Below are 16379 nucleotides of genomic sequence, written 5' to 3'. Positions count from 1 at the left end.
TGCACACGGTGCGATAAAGGCTATCGCCGTGTTGTGACAGCCTAGTGAATATGGCTATCGATAGGGGCTGTTTCAGCCTGTAGCTGCAGGGAAAACGGGTTAGTAATACATCCCGTTTTCCCTGCGCAATCATGTTCTACAACTTTGCCTTGACCGCGTCCAGACCATCGTTGCCGTCCTTGGTTTTCACACCCTGCAGCCAGGGCTCAATGGCCTGTGGATTAGCCTTGAGCCAGTTCTGTACAGAGTCGGCATAACTGATCTTTTTCTCCACCACGTCGTTCATGATGGCGTTTTCCATATCCAACGTGAACGCAAGGTTGGAGAGTAGCTTGCCTACGTTCGGGCACTGCTCGGCATACCCTTTACGTGTCAACGTATGAACCGTGCCCGCCTCGCCAAAGTATTTCTCACCGCCGGTGAGGTACTTCATCTCGTAATTGATGTTCATGGGGTGAGGCGTCCAGCCCAGGAAGACCACCCACTGGTTGCGCTTCACAGAGCGGCCTACCTGCGCCAGCATGGCCTGCTCACTCGATTCCACCAGTTGCCAGCCGCCCAGATCAAACTCGTTACCGTCGATCATCTTCTGGATCGACTGGTTACCCGGGGCACCCGAGCCGATGCCGTAGACTTTCTTGTTGAACTTGCCAGCATGCTTGGCCAGATCGCTAAAGTCTTTCACACCGGCGTCCCAGACATACTTGGGCACGGCCAGAGTGAATTCGGTCCCGTTCAGGTTTTCCCTGAGGTCGGTCACCTGGCCGCTTTTAACGAATTGATCGTAATACCCTTGCTGCGCAGGCATCCAGTTGCCCAGGAAGGCGTCGATCTTGCCATCCTTCAAGCCGCCAAACACGATGGGGACGGAAAGCGTGTCGACCGTGCTCTGGTAGCCCAGCGATTCGAGCAGAAAGCCGGCAACGGCGTTGGTAGTGGATATATCGCTCCAACCCGGATCAGCCATACGAACAGTGCCGCAAGCGGCATCTTCAGCGTGAACCTGCATACCAAACAGGGCGGCGCCAACCATCAAAAGCGTGGGTATTGGTTTCATGCGTGCGTCCTTCAGCGTGTGTTATCGGGTCTACAGTGGCCCGTCAGCATCCTTCGGGCAAGGGTTGATTACAGCGGCTGTGGATAACGGGCACGCCGCTCCAGATCATCCAGGTCGATGTGGTTGCGCATGTATTGCTGGCTCGCATCCACGAACGGCTGGTGGTCCCACGCCGTGCGCATGCCCTTATTCAGCGCCTCGGCGACAAAGCGGCGACGCCGCTGGCTGGCCAGCACATCGGCATGGATATGGGGTATGGACCATCGGGTACGGGCCTCCTGTACAAAGGTATCCAACACGCTCTGGTATTCACCGCTGGTTGCAAGGTTTTCCAGCTCCTGGGGATCATTGGCAAGATCGAATAGAAGCAGCGGGTCCTGCTCGGAGTAGATGAACTTGTAGCGGCCACGCCGAATCATCATCAGCGGGCTATGAGTACCTTCGGCCATGTATTCGCCGATCACTTCATCGTGGCCCTCACGGTTTTCCAGGTGCGGCAGCAGTGATCGACCATCCAGGGGCAGGCCGTCCTGCACACAGCCTCCGGCCAGCTCCACGAGGGTCGGCAGGAGGTCCATGGTGGAAACCGACGCACTGACGTGCCGCGCCGCAAACTGTTTGGGGGCGTGGATAAGCAGGGGTACACGGGCAGACATCTCGAACCAGTGCATCTTGTACCAGAGGCCGCGTTCACCCAGCATGTCGCCATGATCGCCCGAGAAGACAATGATCGTATCCTCTGCAAGTCCGCACTCTTCCAGAGTCTTGAGCAACTTGCCTATATTGGCATCCACATAGCTGCATGCCCCATAGTAGGCGCGGCGCGCATCCCGAATCTTTTGCTCCGGCAACGGCTTATCCCACAGGTCGATGACCTTGAGCAGGCGCTGGCTGTGAGGGTCCTGCTCATCCTGGGACAACGTCACCTGTGGCAACTCGATGTCCGTTTCCTCATACAGATCCCAGAATTCCTTGGTAATCGTGTAGGGGTCATGCGGGTGGGTCATGGAGACAGTCAGGCAGAAGGGCTGGTCATCCCCCCGGCGGACATGGTCGTAGAGGTATTGCCTGGCCTTGAAGACCACTTCCTCATCGAAGTCCAGCTGATTGGTGCGGATGGAAGGCCCGGCCTGCAGCACGGATGACATGTTGTGATACCAGCTTGCACGCACATCCGGCTCGTCCCAGTTCACCGCCCAGCCATAATCGGCAGGGTAGATGTCGCTGGTCAGACGTTCCTCGAAGCCGTGCAGCTGGTCCGGTCCGCAGAAATGCATCTTGCCGGAGAGGGCAGTGCGATAGCCCAGGCGGCGCAGGTAATGGGCATAGGTCGGAACGTCCGCAGGAAAGTCAGCGGCGTTGTCGTAGGCTCCGATTCTGGAAGGCAATTGCCCACTCATCAGGACAAAGCGAGAGGGCGCACACAACGGGCTGTTGCAGTATGCCGAATCGAACACCACGGCCTGCTGTGCCAGACGCTCAAGATTGGGAACCTTGATGGGCGAGTCGGCACGGTGGAACGGCAGCAGCGGCGCAGCCATCTGGTCCGCCATGATGAAAAGGATGTTTGGCTTTTTCACATACCCTCCGACCTGTGTTGATGATTACATACTCACATTTGCAATCATCATCAGACGAGGGCTCCTGATCGGTAAACCGCATAGAGAGGCATGACTTGGATAAGTACAGCTTATGCCATAACCGGGCTCCATCCGTGGAGCCGGATCCTGTACTTACAATTTGAACTGAGCAACCAACTCATTAAAGGAACCAGCAAGACGTGACAACTCTTGGCTGGAGGCGCTGGTCTGGTGAGCGCCTGTGGCAGTCTGGGTAGATAGGTCGCGGATATTCAGCAGATTACGGTCTACCTCACGAGCAACCAGTGCTTGTTCTTCCGTTGCACTGGCAATCACCAGATTACGCTCGTTGATGCTAACGATCTTGTCGGTGATCCGCTCCAGCGCCTGATCGGCCGACTGCGCCATTTGCTGAGTGTTGCGAGCCAGTGTCTGGCTATTTTCCATAGCGCGAACCGCTTCCTCGGCGCGCGCCTGCACACTAGCAATCATGGTTTCAATCTCACCTGTCGAAGCCTGGGTCCGGTGAGCAAGCGAGCGGACCTCATCTGCAACCACTGCAAAACCACGGCCTTGCTCACCGGCACGGGCGGCTTCAATGGCGGCATTAAGCGCGAGTAGATTGGTTTGTTCCGCTACAGTACGGATGACATCCACAACCTTGCTGATATCGCGTACCTGCTCGGCCAGGTTTTCAACCGTTCCTGTCGAGACATCAAGCTCATTGACCATGCTGGTGATGGCTGTAGCCGCTTCCTGTACCTGCTGGCGACCCAAACGTGCTTCTTCAGTAGAGCTTTGCGACGCTTCGGATGTAGACACGGCGTTACGGGCTACCTCTTCAACGGCTGAAGTCATTTGATTGACGGCCGTTGCTGCCAGCTGGACTTCGTCATTCTGGCGAACCAGCCCTCTTGAGCTTTCCTCGGTTACAGCGCTCAGCTCTTCAGCAGCGGAAGCCAGTTGATCCGATGCGCTGGCAATCTGTTGGAGCGTACTCTTGAGGCTATCCTGCATATCCACCAAGGCCAGCAACATCTGGCCAGGCTCATCTTGACGAGTTGTCTCAATACGCTGAGTCAGATCACCCGCGGCGATACGCTTGGCACTGGCCACTGCCTCAGCGATAGGACGAGTAATCAGGCGGGTAATAAAGAGGCCCAGCCCAATTGCCAATACAAAGGCCAATGCAACACCACCAAACAGGGTCAGCATTGCGCTGGATTGCAATGCTTTAGATACTTTGGTGCTTTCTTCAACCTGGCGGTTATTAGACGCAAGAATAGTTTTGAGGTCGCCAATCAGTTGCTCGAATTGAGGCTGGATCGTCGAGATCAGTAGTTCCCGGGCATGGCTGATATCACCCTGAGCCAGGTTGTTCAAATATTGGTCAACGCTGACCAAATAAGCAGGCCAGATACGTGCGAAATGATCACCCGCCTGCTTTTCATCCGGTGCCAGGCGTGTGTTCCGGTAGGTGGTAAAGGCATTTTCACCTGCCGCTTGTTCTGCCTTGAGGTTTTGCAGAATTTCAGCTTTTTCAGCTTCCGTCGCGCCGCCTACCGTGACAGCCAATAGACGATAAAGGTAGCGGTTTTGAGAGATGACGCTTCCCAACGCTTCGTTGGCCCGGCTCACCGAAACCAGATTATTGGTGGTTAATTCATCCATCATGCCTGCCAGGCGATTGATACCTTGCAGACCTAAAGCTCCTACGCCCAAAGTAATGAAAGCACACAGGATAAATGTCAGGGTCAACTTGTACGCGAGCTTTAACTGCATAAACCAGCTCATGGGATTAGCCTCGATAGTTGCTGCAAGATGGCAATTTAATATCGCGAGCTTGGAGCGAAGAATTGTGAAACAGTTCGCATAGTTTTTCTTTATGGTTGTTGATGATCCTCCCTATCAGAGAGAGCCATAGCCGATTCGCCCCTATGGATCACTGTCAAAGGGATTGCCATGATTAACGCCTCGCCCTCCTTGGATACATTAAGAATTTTCAGTGTTGCTGCACGCCTGCTCAGCTTTACAGCCGCAGCCTTGGAATTAGGAACAACCCAGCCAGCGGTCAGCCAGCAGATCAAGCGTCTGGAGCAAGACCTAGGCGTACGGCTTTTTGATCGAATCTACCGTGGCCTTGTCCTGACTGAAGCGGGTAAGTTGCTCCATCACCACGTACAGATGGGAATGGAAAACATCGAAACGGGATTGGCTACGCTAAGGGAGCACCCAGCCCATGAGGTTTTGCAGGTGGCGACTGATTTTGCCTTTGCGTCCTACTGGCTGATGCCTCGTCTGCCGCGCTTTCATGCTGCCCACCCCGAGCTGGATGTCAGCCTGATTACAAGCGACAGGATGATGAATCTGATGCGTGAAGACATCGATGTAGCTCTGACCTTTGGCGATGGTCGCTTCAAACATGGTGAGTCGCTGGCCTTGTTTCGGGAAGAGGTTTTCCCGGTCTGTAGTCCGCGCCTTGTTCAGGGTATGACATTGCCGCTCCCCAAACAGATGTTGGCCAGCCTGCCCATGCTGCATTTGAAGCCGGAGCTGTCGAGCAAGTGGTTCGACTGGAAGGGGCTCTTCCAGGCGCTGGATATTCAGGCACCGCCTATTCCGGCGGTGTTGAGCTTTGATAACTACACTCTGGTCATTCAAGCCGCTATCGCCGGCCAGGGCGTTGCGATTGGCTGGCGGCATCTGGTAGACAATTTGGTCGAGCAAGGGTTGCTATGTCGCCCGATCGCCGAGTGCGCCACGTCTGCCTATGGCTATCATGCACTGATTCCCGAGCGGAAGCGGCGGGGCAGGTTGGTCGAGCAGTTCGTCGGATGGCTGCATAATGAGATCAACGGCGAAACCCTTGTGCTAGACCGCTTTCGCCTTAGTGTATGAAAACCCTTGTATTGCGATATGTAAAAAGCCTATCAAGCTAATAGCGCCCGGACCGATAGGACAAGCAAAGGCTTTCTGCCTACTTGTTCCTGAGGATGGACTCATGGCGTTACGCACTCTGAAAATCGCTCCCCGCCTGGCCGTAGGCTTTGGCCTTATGGCACTCATCGTTCTAGGGCTCGGCCTGTTTTCAATGAGCCAGATGAGCAACATGCGTGAGCAATCACGGCAGGTTGATACGCATTGGTTACCGGCTATCAATGCGCTGGGCGAGATCAACATGGACATGATGCGTATCCGTGTCTTTACCTTGCGCCTGTTTACCGCGGATACGGCGCAGCGTCGCCAGGAAGATAGCCAGAAGGCAAGCGATATCAAGGCGAGTCTTCGCGATACTCAGGCCCGCTATGAAACGCTCCTGGTACTGGACTCTGAAAAAGAGGCTTACGCTCACTTCAAGCAGTGGCAGGACAAGTATTTTACCGATCAGGCTGAAGTGACACGCTTGGCGCTGGCGGGCGACATGCAATCAGCCTCGGCCATACTCAACAAGAGTCTGAACGAATACGCCAACCAGATGGCTACCCAGCTCAAGAAGCTGGCAGCGCTCAGTGCAGACGAATCCGGCAAGGCCGCCGACAAGGCGGAGGCAGCTTATAACGCCGGCAAGCTGGGTGTCGGCCTTGCCATCGCACTGGCGTTTGCAATCACGGTATTGCTGGCCTGGGTCATGAGTCGCAGCATCGTACGTCCGCTGGGCCAGGCTGTGAGCAGTGCGCGCGCCGTAGCATCTGGCAACCTGAGCGTGCCGGTTCCGGTAGACGGCAAGGATGAAGTAGGGCAGCTGCTCGAATCCCTCGCCGTCATGCAAGGTAACCTGCGCGATGCGATCGAACAGATCTCTTCGTCCTCCACACAACTGGCCTCTGCGGCAGAGGAGCTGAATCTGGTTACGGAAAGCTCATCCATGAACCTGACCCAGCAGAACCACGAGATAGAGCAGGCTGCAACTGCCGTGACCCAGATGAGCACCGCTGTTGAGGAAGTAGCCCGTAACGCCGTGTCCACCTCCGAATCGTCCAAGCGCTCGGCGCAGGCCGCTCACGAAGGCCGCACCAAGGTCGACAACACAGTTACAGCCATTGAGCACATGGCCGGCGAGGTGGACAAGACGTCCACATTGGTCAGCGGACTGGCCGAACAGGCCCACGATATTGGCAAGGTGCTAGATGTAATTCGGGCCATTGCCGAGCAGACCAATCTGCTGGCCCTGAACGCGGCCATCGAGGCAGCACGGGCCGGTGAAGCGGGGCGCGGTTTCGCCGTGGTCGCGGATGAGGTGCGTGCCCTGGCCCACCGCACCCAAGAGTCCACCCGTGAAATCGAACAGATGATCAGCGCCATCCAGGGCGGTACGCAGGAAGCCGTAACATCCATGCAGAGCAGCGCCAGCCAAGCGCAAAACACGTTGGCGATTGCCCAGTCTGCCGGTGCGGCGCTTGAAGAAATCACCCAGCTCATTGCCGAGATCAACGAGCGCAACATCGTGATTGCCAGCGCGTCGGAAGAGCAGGCGCAGGTGTCTCGTGAAGTGGACCGTAACCTCGTCAACATCCGTGACCTGGCCTCCCAGTCCGCAACCGGTGCGGCCCAATGCAATGCTGCCAGTGCGGAACTGTCTCGCCTGGCGGTGGACCTGAACGGTCTGGTGAAACGTTTCGAGATCTAACGCTGACGCCTACGAAAAAGGCAGCTCCTAGAGCTGCCTTTTTTATTGCCGCCGGGTATTGCCCTTAACGCTCGTAGAGCTCAAGGGGCAGGTCGTCCGGATCGCTGAAAAAGGTAAAGCGTTTCTGCGTCAGCTCATCTACCCGGATAGGCTCTACGTCAACGTGATGCTGCTTGAGATGCGCAACGGCAGCGTCCAGATCTTCCACGGCAAAGGACAGATGGCGCAGGCCTTGCGCTTCCGGCCGGGAAGGGCGCGGTGGCGCGTCTGGGAAGGAGAACAGCTCGAGCTGGGCGTGATCACCAACAGCCAGATCCAGCTTCCAGGACTGGCGCGCCTCACGAAAGGTCTCAGCTATCACCCTGAGCCCCAGCACCTCGGTGTAAAAACGCTTGGACGTGGGGTAGTCGGAGCAGATCAGCGCCACATGGTGCAAACGGTCGAACATCAGGGCACCGCCACGAACTTCAGGTCGGACGGCATGGCTACGTCGACACTCTGCAGCTCTTCGCCCAGCTTGCCAGTCTGCGGATCACGCGCGAACACCTTCAGCTGGCTGCTGCCCTGGTTGGCCACCAGCATGTAGCGTCCCGTCGGATCAATGCTGAACTCGCGGGGCTCGCGACCGTTGACGGAGCGGCGATCAACAAAGGTCAGCGTGCCTTCCACCGGATCGACGGCAAACACATCGATGTGGTTGTCATCGCCTCGGTTGGCAGCGTAGAGGAAGCGGCCATCGTTGGAGAGATGGATGGCGCCTGCTCCTACCTTGCCGCTGAAACCTTCCGGCGCCAGGGTGTAGACCTGTAACTGTCGCAGTGCACCGTTTTCGTGGGCGAACACCATGACCTGTCCAGTCAGCTCAAGGGTCAGGTAGGCGAAACGGCCATCACCGCTAAAGACGATATGGCGCGGGCCGCTGCCTGATGGAACGGGCGTATAGGGAGTTTCAGCCGGAGACAGCGGGCGCTCCTGTCGCGCAGGGTTGTAGCGATAGGCAAAAATCTTGTCAGCGCCGAGGTCTGGCGAGAACAGATACTGGCCGTCTGGCGTAAACGTCACCCCATGTACATGGCCGGACGTCTGCCGCTCCGGGTGATTATTACTGGCCTGGAAGAATTCGATCTGGGCAACCGGGCTCAGCACACCGTTGCTTTGCACCGGCAGCGCGGCCAGAGAGCCTTCGGGCTCGACGGAATAATTGGCGACAAACAGGAACTGTCCGTCAGGGCTGAGCGTCGAGTGGGTTGGATGATCCCCCAGGGTCTTGACCTGGCTGATTTGTTGCAGCCGGCCGCTTTCTGGATCGAAGCGATAAGACGTGGCGCGGCCAATGTCATCGCCCTGGCTGCCACGACCATTCTCGTTGACGACAAATACGGTACGGCCGTCGCGCGCCAGCGTCAGATAGGACGGGTTGTGGGCTTTGACAACGCGCAGCGGTCCGGTCACCTGCCCGGCGCGGCTGTCGAATCGGTAGACATAAAGCCCCTGGCTACTGCCGTTGGTGTAGGTCCCTACCAGCAGGTTATACAGTCCCGGCTCAGCGCTGGCGGTGGTCGCGATGCCGGTCAGTGGCGCGAGCAGGAACAGTGGTAGCAAAGAGGGCAGCTTCATGGCGTTTACTCATTCTGATCAGTGAGGCACGGGCAAAAAAGTTAGCTAACAGACCTGAACCGGTGATATCAGTTCGCTTTGTGACACATTCTGTTGAGCTTCATCGTTTCCATGCGGTCCGACCCAAGTGTAACGGTTTGAACCTTTTTCTGTGGCGGCCCTGAGCCCGCTCATTTCTCAAACAGGAGAGTACGATGCGTTTCTATTGCCTGCCTAAAGCCGAATCCTATGCCGACCTGACCCTGCGCGAGCGTGATACACCCAAGCCGGGACGCGGCCAGGTTCTGCTCAAGATGAAGGCCGCCTCGCTGAACTACCGCGACCTCATGGTCGCAACCGGCCGTTATGCACGTGGCGGTCTGCCCAAGGATTTGGTGCCCCTGTCCGATGGTGCAGGGGAAGTAGTGGAGATCGGAGATGACGTTGACCGCGTCAAAGTAGGCGATCGCGTGGCCGGTATCTTCATGCAGACTTGGATTGGCGGCCATCTGGACCCCACCCACGGCGCCTCCGCCCTCGGTGGCGCCATCGACGGGGTGCTGTCCGAGTACGTACTGTTCGACCAGAACGGCGTGGTTACACTGCCGGAGCACCTGTCCTATGAGGCTGGCGCTACCTTGCCTTGCGCCGGTGTAACCGCCTGGCATGCACTGTTTGGCAGTGTTCAGCCATTGGTGGCTGGTCAGACCGTGCTGCTGCTGGGTACAGGCGGTGTGTCCATCTTTGGTCTCCAGTTCGCCCGTGCAGCCGGGGCGCGTACCATCATCACCTCATCCAGCGATGAGAAGCTGCAAAAGGCCAAGACCCTGGGTGCCCACGAGACCGTGAACTACAAGCAGCATCCGGAGTGGCAGGAGCAGGTGCTAGGCCTGACCGAAGGGATCGGCGTTGACCATGTGGTAGAAGTCGGCGGCGCCGGTACGCTGCCTCGCTCGCTGCGCTCGACTCGTCCGGGTGGCGCCACCCACCTGATCGGTGTGCTGACGGGCGGAGAGATCAACCCGGCAGCGCTGATCCAGCGCTCTGTCGTACTGGAGGGTATCTATGTCGGCTCACGCGAGATGTTCGATGCCATGAACCGTGCCATCGCCCTGCATCGCATCGAGCCGGTGATCGACAAAGTCTTCAGCTTCGACGAGGCCGAAGCGGCGTATCGCTACATGGACGGACAGGGCCATGTGGGCAAAGTCGTCATTCGCTTTGAAGGGTAAGACATGACAGCGGCTATCCAGGGCTACCACGCCCATGTCTATTTCGACGCCACGACACTGGAGCAGGCCAGGGCGCTGTGCGAAGAGGCCGCGCGCCGCTTTGCCGTGACGATGGGCCGGGTTCACCAGCGACCGGTCGGCCCTCACCCGGACTGGAGTTGTCAGCTGTCGTTTCGTCCAGAGGTATTTGCGGACGTGGTGCCCTGGCTGGCGCTCAACCGGAACGGGCTGGTGATCTTTCTTCATCCCGTGACCGGCCATGATCGTGCCGATCACCGCGACCATGCCCTCTGGATGGGTGCGGTAAGGCCGCTTGACCTCTCCGTGCTACCCGAAGAACCCGTGCAATACGACTTTCAGTAAGCCCGTGATGACGCACCGTGCGGCACCACGGATTGCTTCAGTCTAGGCAAAGGCGCACTAACGCAGGGTTACTGCGCCACCACCCAAAGGATTGACCAATCAATCCAGCACGTTGTGCAGGACCTCATACACGATGCCGGTCGTGATAGCGATCAGCACCATGTCCGTGCCCAAGCGGCGCCATTCATAACCGTCATAGCGGGGCAGCTGCTTGGCGATGCCGGGTGGCAGCGGCTTGCCATACCCATGGGGTAGCGGCTTGCCCTTGGCGATCACCAGCCCCGGCGGAAGCGGTGAGCCGCGGCCGATCTCGCCTTTGTGGGCCCGTATGGTTTCACGTACCGGGCTGAAATCCTGCGGAGGTAACCGCTTGCCATGGCCCTGGCTGGCCTGCGGACCGCCATGTCCTTGATTGCCCTGGTTACCCTTCGACTGGGCAGAACCGCCTTTATGGTCCTGGCCATGCGGCATCTGCGCGCCCTGACCGTGTCCCTTGCCGCCGCCCTGCGGCCCATTCATTTGATCCGGCGGCGCAGCCAGCGCAAGTGGCGATCCCACACACAACGTAACGCATACGCTGGCGATGGCTTTTTTCATGCGATTCATGGTGGTCTCCCACATGGCGATCCAGAGGATCCTGATTCAAAACAATCCGTTACTAACGGCATGGGCTGTTTTCAGTCTATCGTCATCCGCGTCGTCAGAGCGCTATGTCAGCAAACCTTTACCTTCGCGCCACGAAAAAACTTGGGTAAGGGGGTTCCATCGCCCGGGAGGGTGCCCTTTATACTGCCGCTGCGCCGGACTCGGGACCTGCCAGAGTGCCTTTCGAGACGCCAGACAGGTCGAGTCTGCTATTTACCTCTTCAGCCGGACGATATTCACGTGAAATATCTTTCTCTCGTATTGAGTGCTGTATTGATCGGGGGCAGCCTGGGGGCTGCAAATGTCAGTGCAGCCGAGGCCAAGGCCACTGTGCCGATGCGGCAAGAACTGGCATCGGGCAGCGCCCTGCTGGTCGACATGCAAACGGGCCAGCCCTTGTATTCCAGCAACCCCGACGTCGTGGCTCCCATTGCGTCCGTGACCAAGCTGATGACCGCGATGGTGACTCTGGATGCCAAGCAACCCATGGATGAAATGCTGACCGTCAAGATTGACGATGTGCCGGAAATGCGCGGTGTGTATTCGCGTGTGCGTCTGGGCAGCGAGATCAGCCGTCATGACATGCTGTTGCTGGCGCTGATGTCGTCGGAAAACCGTGCTGCCACCAGTCTGGCCGAGCATTATCCGGGCGGTGTAAAGGCCTTTGTGGCCGCCATGAACGCCAAGGCACGCGCCCTGGGCATGACCAATACCCACTATACCGAGCCGACAGGTCTGTCCCTGAATAACGTCTCGACCGCCCGTGACCTGGTCAAGCTGCTCCAGGCCACCCGCAATTACCCGCTGATTGGTCAGCTGAGCACCACGCAAGAAAAGACTGTGGCGTTCCGCAAGCCCAACTACACCCTGGGCTTCCACAACACCAATCACCTCGTGGGCAAGAGCGACTGGAATATTCAGGTCACCAAGACCGGCTTTACCAACGCAGCGGGTCATTGTCTGGTCATGCGTACGGTCATGAATAACCGCCCGGTTGCGTTCGTAGTACTGGATGCCTTTGGCAAATACACCCACATGGCTGATGCGAGTCGCCTGCGCAAGTGGATAGAAACCGGCCAGGTCACGCCTATCCCGGAAGTGGCCAAGGCCTACAAGCAGCAGCGCCATATGGCCGCTCGCCAGGCGGTTGCCGCGCAGTAAGACGCGGTATGTACGGGAATGATGGGTATCGCCAAGCTCAACCCATCCTGCAAAACAAAAGCCGCTGCAAATGCAGCGGCTTTTGTTTGAGGCGAGTGCGTTACGCGCAGTACCGGCAGGGTATTAGCCCATAGGATAGATTGAGCGAAGCGATATCCATCACTCAGGCCACTTATCTATCACCGCCTCGCGCTGCGTACCGCTTCCGCCAGACTGCCACACAGGCTCAATACACCTTCGACGGCCTCGGTGCTGCTTTGCGCTTTGGCGATCTGGTCGACCAAGGCGGAGCCCACTACCACTCCATCCGCCAGCTGAGCGACTACTCTGGCCTGCTCGGGCGTCCGGATACCAAAGCCTACGCACAACGGAAGCTGGGTGAACTGCCGCAGCCGCTCGACCGCATGCTCGATGTGCTCGGTCGTGGCTGAGCCCGCCCCTGTCACACCCGCCACCGAGACGTAATATACAAAGCCTGAGCTGCTGTTCAGCACACGCGGCAGGCGGTTATTGTCTGTAGTAGGTGTCGTCAGCCGGATAAAGTCGATGCCTATGGCCTGAGCCGGGTCACACAGCTCGGCGTCGTGCTCGGGCGGCAGATCCACCACGATCAAGCCGTCTACACCGGCATCCCTGGCTTCGGTCAGGAAGCGTTCAACGCCATAACGGTGGATCGGGTTGTAATACCCCATCAGCACCAGGGGTGTTTCGGCCTCTTCCTGGCGAAATTCACGCACCATCTCCAGCGTCTTTGCCAGGGTCTGTCCGTTCTTTAATGCACGCAGGGCCGCGGCCTGAATGGCCGGGCCATCCGCCATGGGATCGGTGAAGGGCATGCCCAGCTCGATCACATCGGCACCCGCCTTGGGCAGGCCCTTGAGGATTGCCAGCGACGTGGCATAGTCCGGATCACCCCCGGTGGTATAGGTCACGAGCGCGGCGCGGCCCTCTTGCTTCAGCTGGGCGAAACGGGTTTCCAGACGACTCATAGCTTGTCTCCCAGATGGCTCATCACGGTTTGCATGTCCTTATCGCCGCGGCCGGAAAGGCAGACGATCATGATGTGATCCTTGGGCAGCGTAGGCGCGCGCTTGTAGGCTTCAGCCAGAGCGTGGGCGGACTCCAGCGCTGGAATGATGCCTTCCAGACGGCAGGTCTGGTGGAAAGCCGCCAGTGCCTCGTCGTCATTGATCGGCACATACTCCACGCGCTTCACATCATGCAACCAGGCGTGCTCCGGACCAATGCCCGGATAGTCCAGGCCGGCGGAGATGGAATGCGCGTCGATGATCTGGCCGCCGTCGTCCTGTAGAAGAAACGTACGGTTGCCGTGCAGGACACCAGGAACGCCACCGTTCAGGCTGGCAGCGTGCTTGTCGGTACTGACACCGTGACCACCGGCTTCAACGCCAATGATCGCCACGTCCTTGTCATCCACGAATTCATGGAACAGCCCCATGGCGTTTGATCCACCGCCCACACAGGCGATCAGGCTGTCAGGTAGACGACCCTCTTTCTCAAGAATCTGCGCCTTGGCCTCACGACCGATTACGGCCTGGAAATCACGAACCATGGCCGGGTAGGGGTGTGGACCGGCAACGGTGCCAATCAGGTAGAAGGTATCGGCGACATTGGTCACCCAATCACGTAGTGCCTCGTTCATCGCATCCTTGAGTGTGCCCGTACCGGCAGTGACCGGGATCACCGTCGCCCCCAGGAGCTTCATGCGAAAGACGTTGGCCTGTTGCCGGTCGATATCGGTGGTGCCCATGTAGATCACACAGGGCAGGCCGAAGCGGGCCGCTACGGTGGCAGTGGCCACGCCGTGCATGCCGGCGCCAGTCTCCGCAATGATGCGGGTCTTGCCCATACGCTTGGCCAGGAGAATCTGGCCGATGCAGTTGTTGATCTTGTGCGCGCCGGTGTGGTTTAGCTCTTCGCGCTTCAGATAGATCTTGGCGCCACCAAAATGCTCGGTCAGGCGCTCGGCGAAATACAGCGGATTGGGGCGGCCAATGTAGTCGCGCTGGAAATAGGCCAGCTCATCCAGAAACGCCTGATCCTTCATCGCGGCGGTGTACTCACGCTCGAGATCCAGAATCAGCGGCATCAGGGTTTCGGCCACGTAGCGGCCACCAAACTGGCCGAACATGCCCTGAGCATTAGGGCCTTGGCTGTAGGTCATGTCTGTCATGGGAGAGCTCCCTGTGAATATGGTTTTACACTAACCGGTTGCTGGACAGGAATAAATCGATAAGATCGCCTATATCTGTTAGAAAAACTCACAGGTCGAATAATGAACGATCTTCCTCCTTTAAATGCTCTGCGTGCCTTTGAGGCAGCTGCACGCCTGGGTAGCGTCAGCAAGGCAGGAGCGGAGCTGTTCGTTACCCATGGCGCGGTAAGCCGTCAGATTCGTGCATTGGAGGAACAGCTGGGCGTGGTGCTGTTCGTCAGGGAAGGGCGGGGCCTTGCGCTAACCGAAGCGGGTCTTCGACTGCGGGACGCCAGTGCCGAAGCGTTCGAGCGGCTGCGCAGCGTCTGCGCCGATCTCAAATGCGGCGCCAGCGATGCCCCCTTTGTGCTGGGCTGTTCGGGCAGCCTTCTGGCTCGCTGGTTCATTCCGCGGCTGGATCGACTCAACCGTGAATTGCCTGAACTACGGCTGAGCCTGTCCACCAGCGAGGGCGAGCTCGATCCCCGCCGTCCCGGCCTCAACGCCACGCTCTTGTTTGCCGAGCCAACTGCACCGCCGGACATGCACGTACACGTACTGGCCACTGAATGTATCGGCCCGGTCGTCAGTCCTCGGTATGCCAATGCGTCCCTGTTTCAGAACGCACCACCTACGGCATTACTGGGCGAGCCACTATTACATACTGCTTCCCGTCCACAGGCCTGGCCTGCATGGGCGCAACGCCATGGTCTGCCAGCTGACAGCCTGACGGCTGGCGCAGGCTTCGAGCACCTGTATTACCTATTGGAAGCAGCCGTGGCCGGGTTGGGCGTCGCCATTGCGCCTAAACCCCTGGTGGCTGGAGATCTGGCGGCAGGACGGCTGATAGCACCGTGGGGATTCGTTGAGACCGAAGCGGTTTTGGCATTATGGGTGCCGGGGCGGCTGGCGGATCAGCGGGCACAGCGGCTTGCACAGTGGCTGCGAGCAGCGCTGGCAGAAGATTAGGAAGGATCATCGCCGCCCGGCAAGGCGAGCGGCGAAAAAGGCGACATTATTATTCGTCGCGCAGCAGCCACCAGCCTGCCAGTACAGTCAGACCGGCCACCACGCCAACAGTAGCCCAAGGGTGCTTGCGCACACTTGTACCGGCTATTTTGCTGGCTTCTAGTGCCAGTACACGTGCTTCGTCATAAAAATCTTCCAGGCTCTCACCCGAGCGGTGCAGCGCGTGGCTGGTGTTGTCCTTGAACGACTTCAACGAATGACGGGACTCCGCCGAAGCACTGCGCTTCAAGGAGGAGAGAGAATCTTTCAGTGTCTGAATCTGGTCTTCAAGATTTTCAAGGGTTGCCTGATAGGAACTGTTACGAGCCATGGCGTGAACCTCCTGTTTCATTGGGTGTTCCGGGTCTGACTTCACCCGGCAGCGAAAGTGCGACACAAACTTGATCAACACTTGTACACACTGAACTAATCCTCGTTTTGATGAGACTCATTAAACAAGCGGTTTTTTCCTTGGCCAGATGATTGGCCAACTACAACCAGGAGGTTTACATGTCTGATCATCACACGTACAAGAAGCTGGAAATTGTCGGCTCCTCCACCACCAGCGTCGAAGATGCCATCAACAACGCCTTGGCGGAGACCAGCAAGTCCATCAAGAACATGGAGTGGTTTGAAGTCGCCGAGACGCGCGGTCATATTCAAGACGGCAAGGTGGCACACTACCAGGTAACGCTGAAAATCGGTTTCCGTATCGAAAACAGCTGATCTGATAAAAAAGATCTCGCAGTGAACCAATAAGCGGCGAAACGCTCTATTGCTGCGAGAGCTTCCCGGAGCTGCCCGGCAGGTGATAGCGCAGCGGCCTTTGCGCCGATCCGCTATCAACCCCCGCGCAGCTCCGTAATCCCATTCCTCTGCATTTCCCCCTCTTTTT

General features: G+C 58.0%; 16 protein-coding genes and 1 pseudogene. 8 read left to right on the top strand and 9 right to left on the bottom strand.

Annotation, left to right across the window (positions count from 1 at the left end):
• Window positions 1-136 precede the first annotated feature (136 nt).
• The 3 genes from JQR90_RS00305 to JQR90_RS00295 form a co-directional block, all read right to left on the bottom strand.
• Entirely contained in the window at window positions 137-1057 is a 921-nt protein-coding gene (locus JQR90_RS00305; protein ID WP_010796398.1) for a choline ABC transporter substrate-binding protein, read from the bottom strand.
• Between the two features lie 68 nt (window positions 1058-1125).
• Window positions 1126-2610 (bottom strand): choline-sulfatase, encoded by a 1485-nt coding sequence (gene betC, locus JQR90_RS00300; protein WP_037030615.1) that lies wholly within the window; start codon window positions 2608-2610, stop codon window positions 1126-1128.
• A gap of 180 nt (window positions 2611-2790) precedes the next feature.
• Window positions 2791-4431: a methyl-accepting chemotaxis protein gene (locus tag JQR90_RS00295; protein WP_073450128.1), complete on the bottom strand. Its 1641-nt coding sequence runs from the start codon at window positions 4429-4431 to the stop codon at window positions 2791-2793.
• A 168-nt stretch (window positions 4432-4599) separates the two neighbouring features.
• Between JQR90_RS00295 and JQR90_RS00290 the strand changes: the two genes are divergently transcribed.
• The 3 genes and pseudogenes from JQR90_RS00290 (at window position 4600) to JQR90_RS00280 (ending at window position 7264) form a co-directional block, all read left to right on the top strand.
• A complete protein-coding gene (locus JQR90_RS00290) occupies window positions 4600-5535 on the top strand; it encodes a choline sulfate utilization transcriptional regulator (protein ID WP_010796395.1) in 936 nt (311 codons plus the stop codon).
• Between the two features lie 103 nt (window positions 5536-5638).
• A pseudogene (locus tag JQR90_RS00285) lies at window positions 5639-6133 on the top strand (MCP four helix bundle domain-containing protein); the annotation flags it as partial.
• A gap of 72 nt (window positions 6134-6205) precedes the next feature.
• Window positions 6206-7264, top strand: coding sequence for a methyl-accepting chemotaxis protein (locus JQR90_RS00280; RefSeq protein WP_409438723.1), 1059 nt, complete (start codon window positions 6206-6208; stop codon window positions 7262-7264).
• A gap of 64 nt (window positions 7265-7328) precedes the next feature.
• Here the strand turns inward: JQR90_RS00280 and gloA2 are convergent, their stop codons facing one another.
• Both gloA2 and JQR90_RS00270 read right to left on the bottom strand, forming a co-directional pair.
• A complete protein-coding gene (gene gloA2, locus JQR90_RS00275; RefSeq protein ID WP_010796393.1) occupies window positions 7329-7712 on the bottom strand; it encodes an SMU1112c/YaeR family gloxylase I-like metalloprotein in 384 nt (127 codons plus the stop codon).
• Window positions 7712-8881, bottom strand: coding sequence for a lactonase family protein (locus tag JQR90_RS00270; RefSeq protein WP_122041183.1), 1170 nt, complete (start codon window positions 8879-8881; stop codon window positions 7712-7714). Before JQR90_RS00270 ends, gloA2 begins: the two co-directional genes overlap by 1 nt.
• A 194-nt stretch (window positions 8882-9075) precedes the next feature.
• Between JQR90_RS00270 and JQR90_RS00265 the strand changes: the two genes are divergently transcribed.
• Together JQR90_RS00265 and JQR90_RS00260 are read left to right on the top strand one after the other, a co-directional pair.
• On the top strand, window positions 9076-10092 hold the full coding sequence (locus tag JQR90_RS00265) for a zinc-dependent alcohol dehydrogenase family protein (protein WP_434140266.1): 1017 nt from the start codon (window positions 9076-9078) through the stop codon (window positions 10090-10092).
• A 3-nt stretch (window positions 10093-10095) separates the two neighbouring features.
• Complete coding sequence (locus JQR90_RS00260) at window positions 10096-10455, top strand: DOPA 4,5-dioxygenase family protein (RefSeq protein WP_010796390.1); 360 nt, start codon at window positions 10096-10098, stop codon at window positions 10453-10455.
• 99 nt (window positions 10456-10554) lie between these two features.
• Here the strand turns inward: JQR90_RS00260 and JQR90_RS00255 are convergent, their stop codons facing one another.
• A complete protein-coding gene (locus tag JQR90_RS00255) occupies window positions 10555-11061 on the bottom strand; it encodes an anti-virulence regulator CigR family protein (protein WP_177411886.1) in 507 nt (168 codons plus the stop codon).
• 279 nt (window positions 11062-11340) lie between these two features.
• Between JQR90_RS00255 and pbpG the strand changes: the two genes are divergently transcribed.
• Window positions 11341-12261 (top strand): D-alanyl-D-alanine endopeptidase, encoded by a 921-nt coding sequence (pbpG, locus tag JQR90_RS00250; RefSeq protein ID WP_074821005.1) that lies wholly within the window; start codon window positions 11341-11343, stop codon window positions 12259-12261.
• Window positions 12262-12440: 179 nt separating this feature from the next.
• On the opposite strand, the gene trpA is transcribed toward pbpG, so the two are convergent.
• Complete coding sequence (trpA, locus tag JQR90_RS00245; protein WP_122041185.1) at window positions 12441-13250, bottom strand: tryptophan synthase subunit alpha; 810 nt, start codon at window positions 13248-13250, stop codon at window positions 12441-12443.
• Window positions 13247-14455, bottom strand: a complete 1209-nt coding sequence (trpB, locus tag JQR90_RS00240; RefSeq protein WP_434140265.1) for a tryptophan synthase subunit beta — start codon at window positions 14453-14455, stop codon at window positions 13247-13249. Before trpB ends, trpA begins: the two co-directional genes overlap by 4 nt.
• Window positions 14456-14554: 99 nt before the next feature.
• On the opposite strand from trpB, the gene JQR90_RS00235 reads away from it, so the two are divergent.
• Window positions 14555-15445 carry a LysR family transcriptional regulator gene (locus JQR90_RS00235; RefSeq protein ID WP_122041187.1) on the top strand — a complete coding sequence of 297 codons (891 nt, stop codon included), beginning with the start codon at window positions 14555-14557 and terminating at the stop codon, window positions 15443-15445.
• Window positions 15446-15494: 49 nt separating this feature from the next.
• On the opposite strand, the gene JQR90_RS00230 is transcribed toward JQR90_RS00235, so the two are convergent.
• On the bottom strand, window positions 15495-15815 hold the full coding sequence (locus JQR90_RS00230; RefSeq protein WP_010796384.1) for a DUF883 family protein: 321 nt from the start codon (window positions 15813-15815) through the stop codon (window positions 15495-15497).
• A gap of 179 nt (window positions 15816-15994) precedes the next feature.
• Here JQR90_RS00230 and JQR90_RS00225 point away from each other — a divergent pair, with 179 nt between their 5' ends.
• Window positions 15995-16210 (top strand): dodecin, encoded by a 216-nt coding sequence (locus JQR90_RS00225; protein WP_010796383.1) that lies wholly within the window; start codon window positions 15995-15997, stop codon window positions 16208-16210.
• Window positions 16211-16379: the final 169 nt, after the last annotated feature.

Origin of the sequence: Pseudomonas sp. JZ114, assembly GCF_051027705.1 — a bacterium.
GTDB classification, from domain to species: domain Bacteria; phylum Pseudomonadota; class Gammaproteobacteria; order Pseudomonadales; family Pseudomonadaceae; genus Chryseomonas; species Chryseomonas luteola.
The sequence above is the reverse complement of the archived record's forward strand: the minus strand, read 5'-3'. Positions and strand labels throughout refer to the sequence as shown.